Origin of the sequence: Sphingobacterium siyangense, assembly GCF_023277505.1 — a bacterium.
Taxonomy (GTDB): domain Bacteria; phylum Bacteroidota; class Bacteroidia; order Sphingobacteriales; family Sphingobacteriaceae; genus Sphingobacterium; species Sphingobacterium siyangense.
Genome location: NZ_CP080574.1, coordinates 1,053,759 through 1,075,050, shown reverse-complemented (window position 1 = coordinate 1,075,050; position 21,292 = coordinate 1,053,759). Strand labels below are relative to the sequence as shown.

The 21,292-nt window shown below is 38.5% G+C and carries 19 protein-coding genes; 8 read left to right on the top strand and 11 right to left on the bottom strand.

Annotation, left to right across the window (positions count from 1 at the left end; all coding sequences use genetic code 11):
- Nucleotides 1-184: 184 nt before the first annotated feature.
- The 6 genes from ileS (at nt 185) to K2F45_RS04395 (ending at nt 7,284) form a co-directional block, all read left to right on the top strand.
- Nucleotides 185-3,598: an isoleucine--tRNA ligase gene (gene ileS, locus K2F45_RS04420; RefSeq protein WP_248933031.1), complete on the top strand. Its 3,414-nt coding sequence runs from the start codon at nt 185-187 to the stop codon at nt 3,596-3,598.
- A 3-nt stretch (nt 3,599-3,601) separates the two neighbouring features.
- Nucleotides 3,602-3,988 carry a TraR/DksA family transcriptional regulator gene (locus K2F45_RS04415; protein ID WP_046674049.1) on the top strand — a complete coding sequence of 129 codons (387 nt, stop codon included), beginning with the start codon at nt 3,602-3,604 and terminating at the stop codon, nt 3,986-3,988.
- A 55-nt stretch (nt 3,989-4,043) separates the two neighbouring features.
- Nucleotides 4,044-4,694, top strand: coding sequence for a lipoprotein signal peptidase (locus K2F45_RS04410; protein ID WP_075991120.1), 651 nt, complete (start codon nt 4,044-4,046; stop codon nt 4,692-4,694).
- A gap of 88 nt (nt 4,695-4,782) precedes the next feature.
- The gene (locus K2F45_RS04405; protein ID WP_075991119.1) at nt 4,783-5,727 is read left to right on the top strand and encodes a M20/M25/M40 family metallo-hydrolase; all 945 of its coding nucleotides are present in this window, start codon (nt 4,783-4,785) and stop codon (nt 5,725-5,727) included.
- A gap of 100 nt (nt 5,728-5,827) precedes the next feature.
- Entirely contained in the window at nt 5,828-6,742 is a 915-nt protein-coding gene (locus K2F45_RS04400) for an SDR family oxidoreductase (RefSeq protein WP_075991118.1), read from the top strand.
- A gap of 14 nt (nt 6,743-6,756) precedes the next feature.
- Nucleotides 6,757-7,284 carry an acyl-CoA thioesterase gene (locus K2F45_RS04395; RefSeq protein WP_046674180.1) on the top strand — a complete coding sequence of 176 codons (528 nt, stop codon included), beginning with the start codon at nt 6,757-6,759 and terminating at the stop codon, nt 7,282-7,284.
- A 110-nt stretch (nt 7,285-7,394) separates the two neighbouring features.
- On the opposite strand, the gene K2F45_RS04390 is transcribed toward K2F45_RS04395, so the two are convergent.
- The 4 genes from K2F45_RS04390 to K2F45_RS04375 form a co-directional block, all read right to left on the bottom strand.
- Nucleotides 7,395-7,802, bottom strand: coding sequence for an EVE domain-containing protein (locus K2F45_RS04390; protein ID WP_075991117.1), 408 nt, complete (start codon nt 7,800-7,802; stop codon nt 7,395-7,397).
- A 27-nt stretch (nt 7,803-7,829) separates the two neighbouring features.
- The gene (gene gldC / locus K2F45_RS04385; protein ID WP_088160288.1) at nt 7,830-8,180 is read right to left on the bottom strand and encodes a gliding motility protein GldC; all 351 of its coding nucleotides are present in this window, start codon (nt 8,178-8,180) and stop codon (nt 7,830-7,832) included.
- A 104-nt stretch (nt 8,181-8,284) separates the two neighbouring features.
- A complete protein-coding gene (locus K2F45_RS04380) occupies nt 8,285-8,530 on the bottom strand; it encodes a hypothetical protein (RefSeq protein ID WP_075991115.1) in 246 nt (81 codons plus the stop codon).
- Between the two features lie 6 nt (nt 8,531-8,536).
- Nucleotides 8,537-9,907 (bottom strand): DEAD/DEAH box helicase, encoded by a 1,371-nt coding sequence (locus K2F45_RS04375; RefSeq protein ID WP_075994642.1) that lies wholly within the window; start codon nt 9,905-9,907, stop codon nt 8,537-8,539.
- 176 nt (nt 9,908-10,083) lie between these two features.
- Between K2F45_RS04375 and K2F45_RS04370 the strand changes: the two genes are divergently transcribed.
- Together K2F45_RS04370 and K2F45_RS04365 are read left to right on the top strand one after the other, a co-directional pair.
- Complete coding sequence (locus tag K2F45_RS04370) at nt 10,084-12,222, top strand: S46 family peptidase (protein WP_248933030.1); 2,139 nt, start codon at nt 10,084-10,086, stop codon at nt 12,220-12,222.
- 118 nt (nt 12,223-12,340) lie between these two features.
- Nucleotides 12,341-12,520, top strand: coding sequence for a histone H1 (locus K2F45_RS04365; protein ID WP_070562307.1), 180 nt, complete (start codon nt 12,341-12,343; stop codon nt 12,518-12,520).
- Nucleotides 12,521-12,579: 59 nt separating this feature from the next.
- On the opposite strand, the gene K2F45_RS04360 is transcribed toward K2F45_RS04365, so the two are convergent.
- From K2F45_RS04360 to K2F45_RS04330, 7 genes are all read right to left on the bottom strand, one after another.
- On the bottom strand, nt 12,580-13,371 hold the full coding sequence (locus K2F45_RS04360) for a GLPGLI family protein (protein ID WP_075991114.1): 792 nt from the start codon (nt 13,369-13,371) through the stop codon (nt 12,580-12,582).
- A gap of 1 nt (nt 13,372) precedes the next feature.
- Nucleotides 13,373-16,090, bottom strand: coding sequence for an outer membrane beta-barrel protein (locus K2F45_RS04355; protein ID WP_248933029.1), 2,718 nt, complete (start codon nt 16,088-16,090; stop codon nt 13,373-13,375).
- A gap of 254 nt (nt 16,091-16,344) precedes the next feature.
- Nucleotides 16,345-17,133 (bottom strand): GLPGLI family protein, encoded by a 789-nt coding sequence (locus K2F45_RS04350; protein WP_075991112.1) that lies wholly within the window; start codon nt 17,131-17,133, stop codon nt 16,345-16,347.
- Nucleotides 17,134-17,151: 18 nt separating this feature from the next.
- Nucleotides 17,152-19,875: an outer membrane beta-barrel protein gene (locus K2F45_RS04345; RefSeq protein WP_075991111.1), complete on the bottom strand. Its 2,724-nt coding sequence runs from the start codon at nt 19,873-19,875 to the stop codon at nt 17,152-17,154.
- 183 nt (nt 19,876-20,058) lie between these two features.
- The gene (locus tag K2F45_RS04340) at nt 20,059-20,412 is read right to left on the bottom strand and encodes a hypothetical protein (protein ID WP_075991110.1); all 354 of its coding nucleotides are present in this window, start codon (nt 20,410-20,412) and stop codon (nt 20,059-20,061) included.
- Nucleotides 20,405-20,956, bottom strand: a complete 552-nt coding sequence (locus K2F45_RS04335) for an RNA polymerase sigma factor (protein ID WP_075991109.1) — start codon at nt 20,954-20,956, stop codon at nt 20,405-20,407. The genes K2F45_RS04340 and K2F45_RS04335 overlap by 8 nt, the downstream gene beginning before the upstream one ends.
- A 7-nt stretch (nt 20,957-20,963) precedes the next feature.
- On the bottom strand, nt 20,964-21,278 hold the full coding sequence (locus tag K2F45_RS04330) for a hypothetical protein (RefSeq protein WP_145327816.1): 315 nt from the start codon (nt 21,276-21,278) through the stop codon (nt 20,964-20,966).
- Between the last annotated feature and the right edge of the window lie 14 nt (nt 21,279-21,292).

The window sequence follows — 21,292 nt, the reverse complement described above, 5'->3', positions numbered from 1 at the left end:
GACTGCCATGGGTAGTCCCTTTGTCGTAGCAGATACTACCGTCGCTTTTCGCGAGTTGATCAAGGGGGAGATTTCAAAAAGTTCAACCTCCATTTAATGATATAAGCACAACAAAGCCCTCTTTCATTTTCCATCATAAATCACTAAATTAGCGACCTTTAGAAAAGAAGCATACAACAGTCTGATGTACAAAGAATATAAGCAGTTAAATTTACCCGAGATAGGTAAAGAGATTTTGACCCGTTGGGAACAGGAAAAAATATTCGAAAAAAGTATCAATAATCGTCCTGAAAGCAAGACCTATACATTTTTTGAAGGTCCGCCTTCTGCAAATGGAATGCCTGGAATTCACCACGTGATGGCACGTACGATTAAGGATATTTTCTGTCGTTACAAGACTTTGAAAGGGTACCAAGTGAAACGAAAAGGCGGCTGGGATACCCATGGTCTGCCCATTGAACTTGCTGTCGAAAAAGCTCTTGGAATCACAAAAGAGGATATCGGCAAAAAGATTACCGTAGAACAATATAATGACGCTTGTCGCAAGGAGGTAATGAAATATACCGATGTATGGAATGACCTAACCACCAAAATGGGCTATTGGGTTGACCTTGAACATCCTTACATTACTTACAAGAATGAATACATCGAAACCTTATGGTATTTATTGAAAGAACTTTACAAAAAAGGTCTTTTGTACAAGGGTTATACGATACAACCTTACTCTCCGGCAGCAGGTACGGGATTGAGTTCGCATGAACTTAACCAGCCCGGCACCTATAAAGATGTTAAAGATACCACCATCGTTGCAGAATTTAGACTGATCAAAAGTCAGCTTCATCCAGCTATAGAAAAATTAGTTGACGACGATGCGGAGGATGTAGCATTCATTGCCTGGACGACCACGCCATGGACTTTACCGTCCAATACAGCTTTGGTTGTAGGCAAGAAAATAAATTATGTTAAGATCCGAACTTTCAATAAATATACTGGTGCTCCTGTATCTGTCGTGTTAGCGAAAGATTTGATCAGCAAACATTTTAAAGCGGAAGGAGAAAATGCGTCCTTCCAAGACTATAAATTGGGCGACAAAGTAATTCCTTGGGAGCTTGCAGCAGAATTTGTAGGTGAAGAACTTGTTGGCTTGCGCTATGAGCAATTGTTGCCTTATATCACCAACGAGGACTTACAAGAAAATGCTTTCCGCATTATTCCAGGTGACTTTGTTACGACTGAAGACGGTACCGGTATTGTCCACGCTGCTCCTACTTATGGTGCGGATGACTTTCGTGTAGCAAAAGAACATGGTGTACCGGGCATCTTGGTGAAAGATGAAAATGGAAAAGAGGTACCTACTGTTGACCGTACTGGACGTTTTGTAAGTGAAATCACAGATTTTGCCGGAAGATTTGTCAAAGAGGAATATTACAGCGCTGAGGAACGTTCAAAAGAAGACTTCAAACCCACAGACGTGTTGATCTCTATCAAACTAAAAGAGGACAACAAAGCTTTCGATGTCAAAAAATATGAGCATACCTATCCACATTGTTGGCGTACAGACAAACCTGTTCTATACTATCCATTAGATAGCTGGTTTATCCGCACGACAGCAGTGAAGGAAGATTTGGTTGCATTAAATAAAACCATCAACTGGAAACCTGAAGCAACCGGTACCGGCCGCTTTGGAAACTGGTTAGAAAACTTGGTGGACTGGAACCTTTCGCGTTCGCGTTACTGGGGAACTCCACTTCCTATCTGGCGTTCAGAAGACGAAAATGAAGAAGTTTGTATCGGCTCCTTACCTGAATTAAAATCCTTATTGGAAGCTTCTTTGACCTCAGACGTTTTGTCTGACGATGAAAAAGCGAAAAATAAAGCTTACTTGGATAAATTCGACACCGAGCAACTGGATCTTCACCGTCCATATGTTGACGATATCGTTCTTGTTTCTGATGCCGGACAAAAGTTATTCCGCGAACCTGATCTGATAGACGTATGGTTTGATTCGGGCGCAATGCCTTATGCACAATGGGGATTGGATCACGAAAAACTAGCCAAAGGCGAAGAGTTTCCTTTTAAAGCTGGATTTGATCATGCATACCCTGCAGACTTTATCGCTGAAGGAGTTGATCAAACACGGGGTTGGTTTTTCACCTTACATGCGATTTCTACAATGATGTACAAATCGGTTTCCTTCAAAAACGTGGTTTCCAATGGCTTGGTGTTGGATAAAAATGGAAATAAGATGTCCAAACGCCTAGGCAATGGTGTTGATCCATTCTCGACGATCGATCAATACAGTGCCGATGCAACACGCTGGTACATGATCAGTAATGCCGCACCATGGGACAACCTTAAATTCAATATGGAAGGATTGGATGAAGTCCGCCGTAAATTCTTTGGTACTTTATATAATACCTACGCTTTTTTTGCATTGTATGCCAATATCGATAAGTTCTCGTATTCAGAACCAGATATCGCTTTGGAAAAACGTCCTGAAATTGACCGTTGGATTATCTCCTTGTTAAATTCGTTGACCAAGGAGGTAGACGAATACTTAGCGGATTACGAGCCTACAAAGGCCGCGCGCGCTATTCAAAACTTTGTTGATGAACATCTCAGCAACTGGTATGTCCGTCTTTGCCGTCGTCGTTTCTGGAAAGGAGATTATACAGAAGATAAAATTTCGGCCTATCAAACACTTTATACATGTCTTGATACAATTGCGAAATTGATGTCGCCAATATCACCTTTCTTCTCGGATAGATTATTCCTGGATTTGAATTCAGCCACGAACAAGGAACAAGTTGAATCTGTTCACCTGGCGAATTTCCCGGTTTATAATGAAAGTCTAGTCGATAAAGATCTGGAAGAACGCATGGCTTTAGCGCAGGATATATCATCGCTGACACTTTCTTTACGGAAGAAAACTTCCATCAATGTACGTCAACCATTAAACAAAATTTTGGTTCCGGTACTTGATAGTGCTTTCCAAGAAAAGGTAGAGAAAGTAAAAGATCTGATACTTTCTGAGACCAATATCAAAGATATCGAGTTCATTACAGACACCACTGGTATTATTAAGAAAAAAATAAAACCAAATTTCAAAGCTCTTGGCGCGAAAGTTGGTAAGGATATGAAGTTAGTTTCTTCGTCTATCCAATCGTTGACTATAGATCAAATCAGCACATTGGAATCAACAGGCGAATTGGCCCTAGCAGGCACGCCATATACGATTTTACTGAGCGATGTAGAAATTATAGCAGAAGACGTTGAAGGATGGCAAGTAGCAAATCTAGGTAAATTGACCGTAGCATTAGATGTACATATCACCGAAGAATTGAAAAAAGAAGGTTTGTCAAGAGAATTGATCAACCGCCTACAAAATCTAAGGAAGGATAAAGGATTAGAAGTCACTGATAGAATTAACGTAAAGTTAACAGCTGCTTCAGAAGTGGTCAATGCTGCCAACGAAAATTTATCGTATATTTGCACCGAAATTCTGGCCGATTCACTGGTATTTGAAGATTCACTAACTGAAGGAGAGACCATCGAGATCGATGGCAAAGAACTTAAGGCATTAATCCAAAAAAATTAAATTATGGCAAACAACAACGAGAAAACACGCTATAGCGATTCAGAATTACAAGAATTTAAAGATATTATCTTGGACAAGCTTAGAATAGCAAAAGAAGAGCTTTCCTCGTTGACCGCAACGCTTAATAACAGTAATGCTAATGGTACCGACGATACTGCTGGAACGTACAAGACATTGGAAGACGGTTCAGCTACTTTAGAAAAAGAGCAAACAAATCAATTGGCTGCTCGTCAAAAGAAATTTATCGACAACCTAGAAGCGGCGTTGGTGCGCATCGAGAACAAAACGTATGGTATCTGTAGAGAGACCGGAAAACTGATTCAAAAAGAACGTTTGAAAGCTGTTCCACATACAACGTTGAGCATCGAAGCAAAAAACAAACAATATTAATTTTAGGCATTAAATATATGGTCTTTGCTTAGGCAAGGACCATTTTTATAACACAATGAAGGGTTATACGAAACCGATCGCGCTCATCGTAGCGATACTTTTAATAGATCAATTGTCAAAAATATGGGTTAAGCTCACAATGACAATTGGACAAAGCCACCATGTATTGGGCAAATTTTTCCAAATTCATTTTATTGAAAACAATGGAATGGCCTATGGTATGGAATTTGGCGGTGATTATGGAAAATTATTTTTGACGGTATTTCGTATTTTAGCCGTAGCTGGTATTGGATACGGCCTACATTACATGATCAAAAATAAGTATAACCGTGGTTTCATCCTAAATGTTGCCCTAATTCTTGCCGGTGCCTTAGGAAATATCATCGATTCTGCTTTTTACGGCGTCATCTTTAGTGAAAGTACCTGGTATGATAAAGCGAGTTTATTCCCAGCAGGTGGTGGTTATTCTTCCTTCCTGCACGGAAAAGTGGTCGATATGCTTTATTTCCCATTAATTCAAGGCAACTTCCCTTCCTGGGTGCCCTTTTGGGGCGGTGAAGAGTTCCTCTTCTTCCGACCTGTATTCAACATTGCCGACTCGGCAATTTCTGTTGGGGTGGTTTTGATCCTGTTATTTCAAAAACGGTATTTCAAAACAGAAAAAGAAGAGAAATCCAGCATCCACAGTGAAATCGTTGAAGATTAACGAAATATCCCTAAAAGCCTTGTTAATCCCAAGGCTTTTATTTTTTGTACATATAACCCAATACAACTATCTAAACTCTACTATTAGCATGAAAAACATTAGCCTACTTCTGACATTTTGCTGCCTACTAGGAATCCAAATAGCACAGGCACAGCAGATCGAAGTTTCCAACTTAAAGAAACATATTTATTACCTCGCTGACGACAAAATGCAGGGACGGGGAACGGGCAGTAAGGAAGTATTTAAAGCTGCAGATTATATTGAAAAGGAATTCAAAAAATACAAACTTGAGCCTAAAGGTGAAAAAGGGTACCGCCAATCCTTCAAAGCCAAAGTCTGGAAAGTAAAAGTTGCAGACAGCATTCGTAATGCAGATAATATCATTGGATTTATTGACAATGGTGCAGACTTAACAGTTGTTATAGGCGCACATTACGATCACTTGGGAACAGGTCGTCAAGGAAGTTCAAAAGATTCCTTAGGGGTAGGCAAAATCCACAATGGAGCCGACGATAATGCCTCCGGTACAGCTGGTTTATTGGAGCTCGCACGTTACTTTAGCAGCAACAATGAAAAAGAACCCTACAACTTGTTATTTATTGCCTTCGGAGCGGAAGAATTGGGATTAGTTGGTTCCAAATATTTTACGGAACACCCTACCCTACCATTGGAGAAAATCACAGCCATGCTCAATATGGATATGATCGGCCGTTATAATCCCAGCAATGGCCTTGCCGTAATCGGCTATGGAACAAGTAGTCAATGGCCAGCTATATTCAAAGATGTTCAGGCACCTATAAAATTTAATCTTAGCAAGGATGGCAACGGCGGATCTGACCAAACTTCATTCTATAAAAAGAATATACCGGTGTTGTTTTTCCATACTGGTGGACACCCAGACTATCATATGCCGACCGATGATGCCGATAAAATCGATTATAACGCTTTAAAATCCATTTTGGATCTAGAAAAAACAGTAGTTGAAAATATCATGAAACAATCCAGTAAAATGGATTTTATATGGACCAACTAAAACAAAAAAAGCGGATTTGTGAATAAACTAAACAGCGCACTTAAGACCCTGCAAACGAGTCTTTATAAACAGGTGCTTGGATACCATTTAATTATTGTTGATGAAAAAAATTCTAGTGACAGGATCCAATGGATTCCTTGGCCAAAAAGTCGTTGATTTACTTGCTAAAAATGACCAATATGATGTTGTTGCCGTTTCAAAGGGTCCAAATCGCAACCCGAATCAAGTGAATTATGCTTTCTTTCAGGTAGACCTATCGGATCGGGAAAAATTGACAGATTTTCTATCTGCGCAAACTTTTGATGCAATTGTGCATACAGCAGCTATGACCAGTGTGGAAGCTTGTGAAGCAGATCAAGCAGCATGTCAATTGCTTAACGTCGATCTCGTAACCTATCTTGCTTCCTATTGTACTGCACATCAGACCCAACTGATCCACTTATCCACGGACTTTGTATTTGATGGCAAAAAAAATGCGCCTTATGATGAAACAGATCTCCCCAATCCACAAAGTGAATATGGAAAGAGTAAATATGCTTCCGAACAAGTGCTTGTACAATCCAACTGTAATTATGCTATCCTTCGCACGATATTAGTATATGGGATCAATGCTGACCCCAATCGTTCGAATCTAGTATTATGGGCTAAAAGTAAGTTGTCGCAAAATGAACCCATAAAAGTAGTCAATGACCAATGGAGAATGCCTACCTTTGTGGATGATTTAGCTTATGCATGCCAACTCGCGATTGACCGAAAAGCGCAGGGAATATTTCATATTTCAGGAGCAGAATTAATGTCGATCAATGAGGCTGTCTACAAAATTGCAGACTATTGGCAGCTAGACAAAGAATTGATTTCGGAGATCAGTGCTGCCAGCATTGGACAGGCGGAGAACAGGCCACGGCAGACAGGCTTTGATCTGACTAGATCTAACGCTGAATTGGGTTATGTGCCGACGTCATTTATGGATTCTTTGGCAATCATAGATAATCAATTCAAAACGTTTGGACGATAATGACAAATAATGATATGATAGAGAAATTTGCGCGAGAGTCATACACTGAGATGAACGAATTGGTATTACCCAACGACACAAATACTTTTGGGAATTTGATGGGTGGCCGTTTATTGTATTGGATGGATATCTGTTCGGCTATTGCTGCTCAAAAACACTGCAGCAATGTCGTCGTAACAGTATCAGTCGACAATGTATCTTTTAAGCGCTCCATTAAACTTGGAGAGGTCGTCACGATACAAGCTCAGGTAACGCGTGCGTTTAATAGTTCTTTGGAGGTACGCATGGAAATTTTCGCTTCTAATTTACCGGAAGGCACCCGTGTAAAAACCAACGAAGCTTATTACACCTTTGTTGCTGTTGATGCGGATAACAATCCTAAAGCTGTGCCGGTATTAATTCCGGAAACAGATATAGAACACAAAGCTTACGAAGATGCATTACAACGAAGAGAACTGCGCCTTATTCTCGCGGGGAAATTAAAGCCTGAAAATGCAAAAAAATTAAAAGCGCTAGTCAGTCTTTTTAGCCAAAAGAACTAATGCTTGATGTGCATGACTTACATACCGTGTAAATAATCAAAAAGGGAAAACGATCGTTTTCCCTTTTTTAGTTATATCCCCATACACTGGGTTGATTTATTCGCGATAGCTTACGCGTTGCCAAGCGCTAAAATCCGATCAAATTCTTCTGGCTTCAACGGCATTACAGACAAACGTCCTTGTCTGACCAAAGCGATATCCTGCAACTGCTCATCAGCCTTAATGGTTTCCAACGTAACGGATTTCTTCAGTGTCTCTACAGGCGCCAGATCCACAACCACCCAACGCTCATCATCTGTTGTCGGATCTTGATAAAATTCCTTGACGACTTTGGCCACCCCCACAACTTCTTTTCCTTCATTGCTATGGTAGAACAGGACCAGATCCCCTTCTTTCATGGCTTTGATATTATTCCTAGCTTGATAATTACGAACGCCATCCCAAAATGTACGGCCATCTTTATTAAATTGTTCCCAGCTATATTTAAATGGTTCAGATTTTACTAAGAAGTATTGCATGGTCAAATTTCTGTTAAGCGTTAAAAACTATTGTTGTGGCATTAAAACTTCCATTTTATCTGCAAAATGCGCACAGTAATCACGCAAGTCGCCAATAACTTTTTCCGCCATCGGATCACCGCCTGAAGAACGGATAAAAGAGTCGCCCAATGTTTGCAGCGTTTCATAGAAAAAACGTTTCATCTCATCGTAGGGCATATCTTTAGTCCAAAGGTCGATACGCATTGAATTTTTATAATGTGAATCCCATAGGGCTAAAAACATCGCTTTTGCAGGTAATTCCTCCGCATTATTTCCATCTGTAGAAGACCACATGATATTTTCAGGCACGTTGTTTTCATCTAACTCTACCTGTAATTTTATTTCAGCTTTTTTCATTTTAATATTATTGAGCTATTTATATTGAGCTATGTTTTTTGAAACAGGAACTATATTTGCCATTGATTCACAACCTAACTCGTCTTTATTTTTAATTTTACCTCTTACCCAAAGGTTACTTTGACAATTAAACTGGTGACACAAACGACTACCAAAAATGCCAACTGTAATAACCACATTTTTTTATTTGGCTTTACAAAGACCCTAAATACAATATCAATGACGGTCAATATCAACAACAATAGGATAAATGCGCCCCAAGTAAATAAGGCCTTTTCGTCATTGGGGTTTTCCATAACAAACCAGGCAACAAGGCATGCACTAGCGATATTTAGTGGTGTAAAGCGCACAATAAATTAACGTTTTTTAAAATTGCGATTTGTTCCTCCCGATTTTCCGCCTGCAGACTTACTTTTACTTTTTGCTTTTGGTTTAAATCCGGAAGCTCGTTGTGCCTCCCGCACTTCTTTCTGTTTGATAACGTATTTTTTCTCGTGAAAAGCACCTTGGAAATCTGGATCATCTTTCCGCTTTTGATTATCAATCTCGCGCGCAATATCCTGTTTTTCATGAAAGGGTGTTTTCTCTATAAAGACATCCTCTGGTAGTGCGTAGACAGGGATACTTTGCTTGATCAATTTTTCGATTTTGCGAACATAATATTTCTCGGCATCATTACAGAACGTAATAGCATCCCCCTCATTGAAAGCTCGCCCGGTACGTCCAATACGATGCACATAATCTTCTATAACAATAGGTACTTCAAAGTTGATCACATGACTTACATTAGAAACGTCAAGCCCTCGCGCCGCCACATCCGTTGCGACCAAAATACGAATATTCCCTTCCTTAAAGGCATTGATGGAGTTGATACGTGTATTCTGACCTTTATTGGCATGAATAACACGAACCTCATCTTTACCGTATTTACGTTCCAAAAAGTGGAAGACATTATCTGCTACCTGCTTTGTTTTACAGAAAACAATTAGTCGACTAAACGCTTCATCATCTTTCAAGAGATGTTGAAGTAAATTCAATTTTGTCTTTTGGTTGGGAACAACATATAGCGCCTGACTTACCGTCTTGGCTGGTGTAGCTTGTTCGGACACCTCAATAATGGTCGGAAACGCTAAGAAATCACCTGCAATTTTGCGAACAAGCTCACTCATTGTTGCTGAGAACAATAAGTTCTGACGTTTGCGTGGCACAATTTCAAGTACACGATGGATCTTACTAATAAAACCCATATCCATCATCTTATCGGCCTCATCCAAGACCAAAAATTTGAGTGATTTGACAACAATGTGCCCTTCGAGGTACAAGTCTAAAAATCGACCCGGAGTTGCCACGATAATATCCACTCCTTTTTCGAGTTCTTCTATCTGAGTTTTTGGTCCTAATCCACCATAAAGTACCACTGAACGCAAATCAAGGTAAGTAGAAAACAACTTAATATTTTCTTCGATCTGCATGGCCAATTCTCTCGTTGGTGTCAAAATCAACGCACGCGCATCATTTCCCTGAGCATATTTTAGCTTCATCAGCATCGGCAAAACGAATGCCGCTGTTTTTCCAGTTCCCGTCTGAGCGATTCCCATCACATCCTGCCCGGCCAATATTGGAGTAATTGCCTTTTCTTGGATCTCTGTCGGTTGTTGATACCCCGCCTCCGCTATCGCATTTAAGATCTGTTTATTGAATTTAAAATTTTCAAATGATTGCTGCATCTTGCAAAGATAAGGAAAAGAGTCCATTTGACTTTCCTTGACAACCAATACGGTACACATTTACTTTCAATTGACATAAAAATTGGTAAAAAGCATATTATAAAGTCTAATATTTTGGTTTTTAAGAGAATTAAAGCATTTTTGTAGGGTATAAACAAACTTTTTATCAGGTTGATATGAAAAAATTATGGATGTGTTTGTTGTTCATCACAACAAGCTTTGCTGCATTTGCCGATGAGGGAATGTGGTTTTTAATGTATCTAAAGCGTCTGAATGAGTCAGATATGCAGAAAAAAGGGCTTCGCTTAAGTGCCGAAGAAATCTACAGCATTAACCACTCTAGCTTAAAAGATGCAATCGTACAATTCAATGGTGGCTGTACTGCTGAGATCGTTTCTGATCAAGGCTTGGTATTCACCAACCACCACTGTGGATACGGTGCTATTGCTGAACTTTCTACACCAGAAAATGATCATTTAACAAATGGTTTCTGGGCCAAATCAAAAAATGAAGAGTTAAAGCCTAAATCTTTGTCAGTTCGCTTTTTTGTACGCATGGATGATGTTTCAAAACGCATCTTAGGTTTGGTCAACAACAAAATGGCTGAAGATGAACGAAAAAAAATCATTGCTGGTGAAATTGCCAAAATTCAAAAAGAGAATAGCGAAAATGGTAAGTATGTAGTTGAAGTAAAATCATTCTACCAAGGCAATGAGTATTATTATTTTGTATACCAAGATTACAATGATGTCCGTTTGGTGGGAACACCCCCAAATAGCATTGGAAAATTTGGCGGTGATACGGATAACTGGGAATGGCCTCGTCATACCGGAGATTTCTCAATTTTCCGAGTTTACGCCGATAAAAATGGTAATCCAGCAGAGTATGCACAAGATAATGTCCCTTTGAAACCTAAACATTTCCTACCTGTCAGCTTAAAAGGTGTTCAAGAAGGAGATTTCGCGATGATCTTAGGCTATCCTGGTCGTACCAATCGCTGGATGCCCGCTGGGGGAATCAATCAGAATGTTAAATTCGCTTATCCAGCTTGGGTGGAAGCTTCTAAAACAGGTATGGATGCCATGAAAAAATTCATGGATCAAGACCAAGCTGTAAAATTGAACTACGCTTCAAAATACTCTCAGGTAGCAAATTACTGGAAAAACCGTCAAGGAATGATTGATGCTTTGACATTACATAAAACTGCGGAATCTAAAGCAAAAGACGAAGCTAAATTTGACAAATGGGCAAATAAAGCCGCAAACAAAGCAGAATACGGTGATGTCATCAAAACAATCAACGAATTTTATGCTTCGACAAACGAGAAAGCTAGACATGACAACTATTTAATGGGCATGTTGCGTTCTAGTGCAATTGCAGCTTTACCGAACACAATTGGATCAGGTTTAGAAGTATATACTGCTGGAGATGAAGCAAGAAGAAACGCTATTCTTCCTCGTTTAAAATCCGCCATCGATGCAGGTTATGAAAAAATTTACATGCCGCTTGAAGAGCAAGTTTTGATTGACGAATTGAATCTTTATGCTAAAAAAGCAGGAAATATTGCACCATATATTGCAGAATTGGCTGCTAAAAATAATGGTGACTTTACGGCTTATGTCAAAGAATCTGTGAAGAACAGCATCTTCGCTTCTGCTGAGCGTTTGAACAATTACCTGGAGAACCCTAACGCTGAAATTTTAGCCAATGACCCATTGTATAAACTTTCTTCCGCCTTACTTAACAGATACCGTCAAGTAGATCCTAGCTGGAAAACACAAGACGACAAATTTGAAGGTGCTTATCGTAAATATGTCGCTGGGGTATTAGCTTCGAATCCAAAAGGTAAATTCTATCCAGATGCGAACAGTACGTTACGTTTAACTTACGGTTCGATCAAAGGCCTACCACAAGATCCCCGTAATGACGCCGACAAAAACTTTTACACGACGTTAAAAGGCACTATTGCGAAGTACAAAAAAGGCGACGAAGAGTTTGATTTACCACAACGTTTGATGGATCTGTACAATAATAAGGACTATGGTCGTTATGCCGACAAGAAAGGATATTTACCAGTAAACTTCCTAAGTGACAACGACATAACAGGCGGAAACTCAGGTTCACCAGTAATAAATGGCAACGGCGAATTAATTGGCCTAGCTTTTGATGGTAATATTGAAGCTATGGCTGGTGACGTGATCTTCGACCATAAGCTACAACGTACAATTTCAGTTGATATCCGTTATGTATTATTTATCATCGATAAATTTGCAGGAGCAACCAACATTATTGACGAACTTAAGATTGTTGAATAGTTTTTTTTAAGCTTTTTCGATAAAAAAAAACGAAATTTATTTTCTATTTGATTCGTTTTTGTATATTTAAGGAGTGTTTAGGAAAAACCATAAAAACTAAAATTATAATTATAAAAAAATGGAAAACTACGTAAAATTAAAAGAGTTAGTAGCTTCTATCGAAGCTGATGCAGACAAGTTCTTCAACAATGGTAATTCTGCAGCTGGTACACGTGTACGTAAAGGATTACAAGAAATCAAAACCTTAGCACAAGAACTTCGTAACGAAGTTACTGCTAAGAAAAACGACGGAAAATAGTTTTTTCGAAGTTAAACATAAAAAAGGCCTTTCAAATGAAAGGCCTTTTTTGTTGGTTTTTACAGAAATGTACAGGCTATCACCAAATTATAAATCTTAATACCCAGGTAATCACCGAAAGAGGCCTTCAGTTTATCATAAACCTGCTGCCTGGTCAAGGGTTTATCTTTCTTCTTTAACAGGGTAGCCGATGAAGGGTTTACGGCTCCCAACTCCACCTTCGTTGCAAACATATTGTAATGCAGCTCTGGAACAGCCAAACCAAGAATCATCCCCGGTAGTCCATTAAAGGCCGAAGGACCTCCCGAAACAGGAATTTGATCCGTATAAAAAGCAACGGCATAGATGGAATCCAATACAAGTCCATTGGCCCTACGGCAGGGGTAACCTGCGATTTCACGGTATTCATTCGTGATTTTCCACTTGATCTTTAATGTCGAATCTGTCACGACAACCCGTTCCCCGCCTAACTCAAAGACAGAATTAAATGCTTTACTTTTCAAATTTTGGTAGCCACTTATTCCTGACTCAAAAATCCCAGACCGCATCAGCCCGCTAACAACATCCGAATATTCTTCAGCAATATGCTCATAGAGGACCTCATCATTAGAAAATGTCAGTTTCTTTTTTAACACCTGGTTTTCGGGAATCTGCCCGATCATTTCTTTGATGGAGTTACGTGTATCCTCGTCTTTTGCATAGGTTGCATAGCGTTTGAGCAGGTTTTTAAGAAACACGGTTTTGTCATAAGTAATTGTTCCTTGCGTAGGAAAATAAGCATATTGTCCAAAAGCTGTGGTTCCCCAGAAAAAGAACAGCAATAGGGCGAGTAAATTTTTGATATCTTTCATTTTATTTCGATTTTACGAGCATTTTATTTATTTCCCAAGTGAGCTTAACCATATAATATCTGCTGATTGTGTTGTATCGGCGTTCGGTCAGTAGTGTCCCGTTTTGACTTCTGTCAAAACCCACATTCTGTTTGAGGAGGTCATTAACCATAAAGGTCAATTCCAACTTTTCATCTTTTCGGAATTTTTTCGATAATGCAGGGCTCAGCACAAATCGTTCAAATTTTTTACTGTACACCGCCGTAGGAGCCTGATAATTATAGCTAAAATCTGCCCGCACAATAAATTTAGCCGGAAGAAAGTACTTTAGGTTTCCTTCAGATGAAAACGTAAATCCCTTACTATCTTCCATTGCACCAATGGAATTGTCTTGTATAAGATAGCCTGGAGACAATTCAATACCAAAGTCCAAGCCTTTCGTTGTCGATCGCTGTAGACTATAATTGAATCCATAACGCTGCACTTTGGCATTCGCCAAAACAGTATTGACATAGTTATAATTGTTGCTGAAAGATACCGATGGACCGCCTCCATGTCTCAATTGAATTTTTTTCCATAATTTGCCGTAATACATTGGCCTGATACTAATTTGATTGTTGCTATTATGATTCAAATTTCCCCAAACAAATGTAGTCTTACCCAGTGAATCAATCGTTGTATTTTGCACCAAAGCATTGTTTGTACGTGATGCACTTAAAAATATACCTATAAACTTATCTTCCAATACGGAATACGTTCTAAAGCTTAGATTCAGATTATTGGTGTAGGATGGTTTCAAATTTTCGTTACCTAGATATTCATTCAAAGGGTCCAAATTCGACCGGAGTGGCTGGATCTGATTTAAAGAGGGCAAACCATTGGTACCCTGATATTCCAAATTGATCGATTTATTTTTCTGTATTTCATAATTAACATCAACCAGCGGATTATACACAAAAAATGATCGTGAGAGTCTCGAATTCTCCATGCGGTTTAATTGCGACAGATTACTGTTCTCGAACTTATTCGAGACATTGACCACCAGCTTTTCCAGGGGCTTGTAATTAATTGCGAAATTATAGGTGTTTTTTATCGTTTTATATAAGAAATCATTGCTATACAAACTATCTAGTCTATCAAAAGTACCGGTATTCTGATTTTTCTCGAAAGACCTAACTGCGTTGTTATTTCTGTTGAGATTCAATCCATATTCGAAAGAAAGGATAATCTTTTTTGAAATCGGTTCGGAATAAGCAAATTCACCCCCCGTGGAAAAAGAGCTATTTTTCACAAATTTCTTCTGGTCGAGAGTCGAATCTCTTTCAGCATTCCCTTCTTTGTAAAATCTAAGTTTAGAAAACAAATCTTGCTCGCCATCCTGTTTATTGCCCGATGTAAAATAGTTGAATGATAACGAACGGCCTTTCTTTTTAAAACGTCTTACATAGAGTGCTGAGGCATTATACTGTTCTGACCTAGAATCGTTCTTAAACTTTCGCATGTTATCGTTGATCTTTTGATCAAATTGATTTACAGTAGTTGATTGTGTCTCTGAAGAACTATGATCATGTCTTTTGTTTGCACCTGCCCAAACCGTTAAATCCGACATGGAATCGACCTTAAATTCATATTTCAAACCAATATTATGCTTTCTGTTCTCATTTGAAGCCAATGTGCTGCTATTGCTAGTCAATATCGTGTCGCGTGCCGCATTGCGCGTAAACACGCTGCGATCCAGATCAACATCGGATCGGATATGCTTATAGTCGATTCGCCAAGCATGCTTTTTGTTAGCGGTTTTATCTGAATATAGAAATCCCGTATTCAAGGACTTAGGAATACCTTCACCATTAAAATTATCGCCTCTATCGTAATCACCCCCCATGCTTGATACCTCCTCATAACTGAGTCCGCTCTTGCCGGTATTACTTGCAATCAAATAAGCCGAAGCTTTAAACGATTGATTAAAATAGTTCAAAAAGCCCTGTCCAGCGTAGAATTTATCACTACCTCCACCAACATCCACTTTGCCGAATATTCCGCGTCTAGCTTCCTCTTTTAACTTCACGTTGATTGTCTGTGTACGTTCACCATCATCAATCCCTGTTTTCTCAGCCTTATCAGACTTCTTTTCATAGACCTGAATTTTATCAACCATATCAGAACGAATATTCCGGCTTACTAAAATAGGATCGTCACCAAAGAACTCCTCCCCGTCAACAAGCATTTTCTTCACTGTTTTTCCTTGGGCAGTAATTTTTCCAGAGGCATCGACGGTAATCCCAGGTAAGACTTTCAACAAATCTTCAACTTTGGCGTTTTTTTCCACTTTAAAACTTCCTGCATCATATTCCGTTGTATCGCCCTTGATACTAATGGGCACCCGTCCCATAACAATGACTTCCTCCAGCAAGGTTGCGCTGCTGGTCATTCCAATAGACATGTTATTGTAATGCTGCCCTGGCAAGATCTCCGCGTAATATTCACCATACTTCGGATAGGTTACAATGATAAAATATTGTCCAGTATCAGGCCGCTCAAGAGAGAACTTACCATTTTCATCCGAACGGGCAAAATTGGTCAAAATGGAATCTTTAGCTGTTAACAACATAATTGTTGCATTATGCAGCTTAAGCTGATCTTTTACATCAGTGATTTTTCCTTCAATACGGGATTGAGCATGAACTATTCCGCAGAAACAGAATAAAATAAGTAAAAGTAGTTGCCCCACTCTTTTCATAATATAGTTTTGGATAGTATATAATTATATAAATAATAAAATTCGTGCACAAAACTAATATTTTGTTTCAGTTAATTTTAGTTTATCTCAAAAAAAATACAAGTAATAAAAAGATATTAAAAAAATAAAACAAACCATTGATTAACAACATAATACAAATTAAAAATCATAAAAAAAGCTCTTCAAAAGAAGAGCTTTTTTATCTAAACAGTTAGAAATACACAACATATTATTTAAACAGCATGCTGTGATCTTTATAAATTGCCAAGTTCCATAATAAATTGAACAGTTTCTTTGTTCATGTGTTGAGACAGCACACTTGTAATTTGATCTGTCATGGCCTTTCTTGTCATTCGCTTGACCTTTGTATTCTCAAATTTCTTTTTGTCCATCACAACTGTGTTGCTGAGTTCAACTTTTGTTGCAAAATAGGAAACGTGCTGACTAGGTACGACCAAGCCTAAAATCATTCCCGGAAGACCATTGATGGACTCTGGACCGCCACTGATAGGAATTTCATTGCAGTAGTATCCAATGACATAAATGGAATCCGGTGTAATACCATTGGCTCTTCTGCAATTGTAGCCAGCGATCTCACGGTATTCATCTGTGATTTTCCATTTGATACGCTTCATGGAATCCTGAACGATGATTTTTTCACCTACGATATCGTTGTATCTCAAAAAGGATCGGTTGGACATATTTGAAAGTGTTGCTGCATCAAAGTCTAGCGCAAGCATCATAATATACTGCTTAATCTCTGCATCCAGGCTCTCGTCTTTTACCGACTCGAACAAAGTCTCCGTGGTATTGAATTTCATTGACTTCTTTAACACGGCACTTTCTGGTAATCTCGGTATTATACGCTCAAAAAACTGTTTTGAGTTATCATCGGCCTTAGCGATGAATTTTTTACTTACGATATTCTTCATATACATCGTCTTATCGTAGGAAATAGTTCCCGATCGACCAAACAACGTATACTGTGCTTTAAGACCTAAGGCTGAACAACAGAAGAAGATAAAAAAGATATATTTTAACATTGTATTTCGCTTAATATTTTATAAAAACATTTTTGTAAAATCCCATGATAGTTTAAGCATATAATATCTGCGTATCGTATCATATCGGCGTTGGGTAAAGACAGAAGTCGATGCCGATCGACTAAAGCCTTTGTTCTGGTTAAGAACATCGTTGATCATAAAATCCAACACCAACGATTCATTTTTCAGGAATTTCTTGCTTACACCCGGATGCAACAAAAACTGCTCAAACTTCTCATCAAAAGCTTTGGTGGCCGCCTCGTAGGAGTAGGTATAATTGGTATAAACCTTAAATGTTTTGTTGAAAAAATACTCCACACTTCCGTTGGAAGCGAAAACAAAACCATTACTGTTGGTATTGCGCTCCAAACTTGATTTCATCAAACGATATTGCGGACTAAAGTTCAGGTCAAAATTTAAACCTGTCTTGGTATCTCTCTTGAAATTATACGTAAAATTAAAGTTCGTCGTATTTACTTTATTCAATTGGTGATTGAACATATTATAATTATCACTCATATTCACATAAAACTGTGGCGAGTTGGACAGGCCAAGTTTTTTGCTCAGCTTGAAATAAACTCCAGACCATACGTTCAGGGAAGTATTTGTCTTACCATCAACATTATTCCAAGTATATGTATTAATCCCTTTTAGGGTATCAATATTCTGCGTAATCGGGTTCTTTTCGGTAGAAATATTACCACCGACATAAACATAGTTTCCGGTCAACACACGGAACGAATTATAATTCAGATTTAATGAGTTTCTAAATGATGGTTTTAAGTTTTCATTTCCCAAATAGCGATTAATCTGGTCTGAGTTATCCAAGATCGGTTGGATCTGGCTTAAAGAAGGCAATTGATTTTTACCGGTATAGTTCATCCATAACCCCTTAGTTTTTGTAAAGGAATAACCTGCACTTACATTTGGATTATACGTAAAGTAACTTCTTGTAATCCCCTCGCTTGTATAGTTATTGAACTGTTTCAATTTGTCATTATTGAAATTATTAGCCACAGTGAACTTAAATTTTTCAGTTGTATGAACAACAGCCAATTTGTACCTATTGCTGCTTCTATCAAAATCATAGTTATTACTGAAACGCCGATCCAATTGCGTATAATTTCCGGCTCCATCACTATTGAAAGACTCCACGATGGAACTACTATTACTTTGCTCAATTCCTGTTCCCACAACAAGGTTCCAAATTTTGGATAAAGGTTCGGTATAGGAAATTGAAGCGCTTAACACGTCACTGGTATTGTTACGCACCTTACTTTGATCTGTAGTTGAGTCTGTTTTTAAGCTATAATTTCTCAGGTCGGAATTTAAATGTCCAGTACCTTTCATCTCATTTCTTTTCCATTGACCATCGAATGTAAAAGAACGTCCTTTTTTCTTGAATTTGTGCGTAAAATAAGTGCTAAAATTGAACTCGTTGATATTATTTTTCACCAATTCTCGCGTATTCTCAGCAATAGTTGTATCTGCATTTTGGCCAAACTGATAAGCTTCACGCTTGTTATCTGACCAGAGATTCTTTCTTGATGCCCCGCCTCGTATGGTTAAGAGATTTAACGAATCTAATTTCAGGTCATATTTCAGATTGGCACGATGCTGGTCATTTTCAGAATCTACATTCTTCACTGATTTGTTATTGATCAAACCAGTTGTAATCGTTTCATCATTTCCATCGCTGCTCAATCTTCCGTATTTATAGTTAATGTTGACTGTATGTTTATCCTTATCAAATTTATCCGAGAAGTTAACGCCCGAATTTATGGCCTTAGGTACACCAATAACTCCTTGTCCAGAAAAAGGATCCGTAAAATTAGACCAGCTCATCGATCCGTCATCACCATAGGAAACACCTGAATCACCACCATACTTTTGTGCATCCTGCCAGTTCATGCTCGTGGTACCATTATTACCGAAAAGCCCATAAACTGATATTTTCTGCGATCCCTTAAACTTGTTCAACATCAATTGCCCCATATAGTAGTCGTCGGTTCCACCGCCAAGAAGCGCTTTTCCGAACATGCCATTTTTAGAGCCTTCTTTTAGCTTTACATTGATCGTTTGCTCACGCTGACCGTCATCCACTCCTGTTCGCTCTGCCTGCTCGGATTTTTTCTCGTATACCTGAACTTTATCCACCATATCCGATCGGATATTTCGTGTCACCAGTGTCGGATCATCACCGAAAAATTCCTCACCGTCTACCAATACTTTTTTGACTGTTTTACCTTGTGCAGTAATCTTTCCAGATGCATCAACCGTGATGCCAGGCAAAGCTTTCAACAGGTCTTCAACCTTGGCATTCTTCTCAACTTTAAAACTGCCGGCATCATATTCTGTGGTATCACCTTTAATTGTGATTGGGATGCGTCCAGTAACGATGACTTCTTGTAATAATGTGGCTGTATTTGTTAGACCAATAGCCAATTTGGAGTAATCCACACCAGATTGAATCTCCGTATAAAAATCGCCATACTTGGGATAACTCACAATCAGCACGTAAGCTCCTGTATCAGGCTTGGCTAAGGAAAACAGACCATTTTCGTCAGATCTCGTAAAGCCTGTTAATATGGAATCTTTAGCGGTCAACAGCATAACTGTTGCATCTGATAACTTTAGTTGGTCCTTTACATCACTTATTTTTCCAGCAATCTTGGATTGGCCCAAAGCCAAACCAGGAATAGCAAAAATGAAAAATAAGAGAATTTGTAAAACTCTTTTCATAAAATTGTTGGATAGTAAATTAATATCAATATAACATTAGTAGATAAAACCAATGTTTTGTTACAGTAAATTTAATTTTATTTCTTAAAAATTGGATTTTGGTTCATAGTTCCCCATTCGAGCAAAATAAGAGGTCCTTTTTACAGCAGCTCAGATCCGATGTATTCATACAAAAGATCTTCACTATACCTGATAATGCCTCTTCTTTTGCATATTGATCAAACGCCACAACTGAAGACAGAAAAAGCATATCAAAACAGCAAAAGATAACTGGCCACCAATCGTGCTATAATTTTTAAGATCCGGGGCAATGTCTGCAACTTGAATTTTGGCCATCAGATAATTATTGAACATCATGCCACAAACAGTCCCAAGAAGAAAAAATGTAATCGCATACTTTTTATTTGACAGGGCTTTCTCTTTATCTTTCTCGAGCGCAGCAATACCGTTCATGATACGTTGTTCAAAATCATCAAATGGCATTTCTATTTTACTCATTTGCATAACTTTCTTGAATTTTTCCTGTTCCTTATCCATAATACTCCGCTTTTTTAATTAACTGACTTAAAATGATCTGCATATTTTTACGGGCCCGGTGCAAGATCACTTTGGTATTCGCTAATGTCCAGCCCATAATCTCTTTAATTTCATCCATCGACTGTTCTTCGAGATAGAACAACCGTAATGCAACAGACTCGCGAGCGGGCAGAATAGTGAGTGCATCGTTGATCATTTCTTTTCTTTCGTGTTCAATTATTTCATCCAATACGGAATCTTCATGCGACATGTCATGGTGGGATAGATCAAAATTGACCAACTCCAGTTTCTTATGACGAATGGCATTAAAAGCAACATGCACAACAATTCGGTAAAACCAGGTACTAAATTTCGATTTCCCTTTAAAGGAAGACAGCGATTGATAGCATTTTATAAATGCATCCTGAACGGCATCTTCTGCCAAATGCTCTTCCTTTACAATAGAAAGAGCGACAGAAAATGCCATATCTTTATACGTTTTTATAAAATAACGATAGGATTCCACATCGCCTGATAGAACTTTTCGAATATAGATTTCATCCATTGGCGGGTTAAATATCGCGTTTTTTATCCAATCGGTTAGCAATTATCATTGCAACACCCGCAGAAATAATCAAAATTGCGACGGCAAGTGAATCTGGCAAATCAGTATTCATGTAGTTGTCCAAAATTCCCACAATGAATAATCCTATTCCTATACCAAGTACCAAAATCCCGGGCTTTTGCCAATCTAGTGACTCTCTTTTCTTATTTTCACCCGGAATCTGTACAGCCACGCTCCGATACCGCATAATAAAATAAACACACAAGGTGATACATGTAAATAGTCCGATTCCTAAAATGGCTCCTACTGATTGCTTTTCCATAATTATTTGAATTA

What these genes read in the sequence shown, in the direction of transcription:
- ileS (WP_248933031.1), top strand. Translation starts at nt 185, where the DNA reads ATGTACAAAGAATATAAGCAGTTAAATTTACCCGAGATAGGTAAAGAG.
- K2F45_RS04415 (WP_046674049.1), top strand. Translation starts at nt 3,602, where the DNA reads ATGGCAAACAACAACGAGAAAACACGCTATAGCGATTCAGAATTACAA.
- K2F45_RS04410 (WP_075991120.1), top strand. Translation starts at nt 4,044, where the DNA reads ATGAAGGGTTATACGAAACCGATCGCGCTCATCGTAGCGATACTTTTA.
- K2F45_RS04405 (WP_075991119.1), top strand. Translation starts at nt 4,783, where the DNA reads ATGAAAAACATTAGCCTACTTCTGACATTTTGCTGCCTACTAGGAATC.
- K2F45_RS04400 (WP_075991118.1), top strand. Translation starts at nt 5,828, where the DNA reads ATGAAAAAAATTCTAGTGACAGGATCCAATGGATTCCTTGGCCAAAAA.
- K2F45_RS04395 (WP_046674180.1), top strand. Translation starts at nt 6,757, where the DNA reads ATGATAGAGAAATTTGCGCGAGAGTCATACACTGAGATGAACGAATTG.
- K2F45_RS04390 (WP_075991117.1), bottom strand. Translation starts at nt 7,802, where the DNA reads ATGCAATACTTCTTAGTAAAATCTGAACCATTTAAATATAGCTGGGAA.
- gldC (WP_088160288.1), bottom strand. Translation starts at nt 8,180, where the DNA reads ATGAAAAAAGCTGAAATAAAATTACAGGTAGAGTTAGATGAAAACAAC.
- K2F45_RS04375 (WP_075994642.1), bottom strand. Translation starts at nt 9,907, where the DNA reads ATGCAGCAATCATTTGAAAATTTTAAATTCAATAAACAGATCTTAAAT.
- K2F45_RS04370 (WP_248933030.1), top strand. Translation starts at nt 10,084, where the DNA reads ATGAAAAAATTATGGATGTGTTTGTTGTTCATCACAACAAGCTTTGCT.
- K2F45_RS04365 (WP_070562307.1), top strand. Translation starts at nt 12,341, where the DNA reads ATGGAAAACTACGTAAAATTAAAAGAGTTAGTAGCTTCTATCGAAGCT.
- K2F45_RS04360 (WP_075991114.1), bottom strand. Translation starts at nt 13,371, where the DNA reads ATGAAAGATATCAAAAATTTACTCGCCCTATTGCTGTTCTTTTTCTGG.
- K2F45_RS04355 (WP_248933029.1), bottom strand. Translation starts at nt 16,090, where the DNA reads ATGAAAAGAGTGGGGCAACTACTTTTACTTATTTTATTCTGTTTCTGC.
- K2F45_RS04350 (WP_075991112.1), bottom strand. Translation starts at nt 17,133, where the DNA reads ATGTTAAAATATATCTTTTTTATCTTCTTCTGTTGTTCAGCCTTAGGT.
- K2F45_RS04345 (WP_075991111.1), bottom strand. Translation starts at nt 19,875, where the DNA reads ATGAAAAGAGTTTTACAAATTCTCTTATTTTTCATTTTTGCTATTCCT.
- K2F45_RS04340 (WP_075991110.1), bottom strand. Translation starts at nt 20,412, where the DNA reads ATGGATAAGGAACAGGAAAAATTCAAGAAAGTTATGCAAATGAGTAAA.
- K2F45_RS04335 (WP_075991109.1), bottom strand. Translation starts at nt 20,956, where the DNA reads ATGGATGAAATCTATATTCGAAAAGTTCTATCAGGCGATGTGGAATCC.
- K2F45_RS04330 (WP_145327816.1), bottom strand. Translation starts at nt 21,278, where the DNA reads ATGGAAAAGCAATCAGTAGGAGCCATTTTAGGAATCGGACTATTTACA.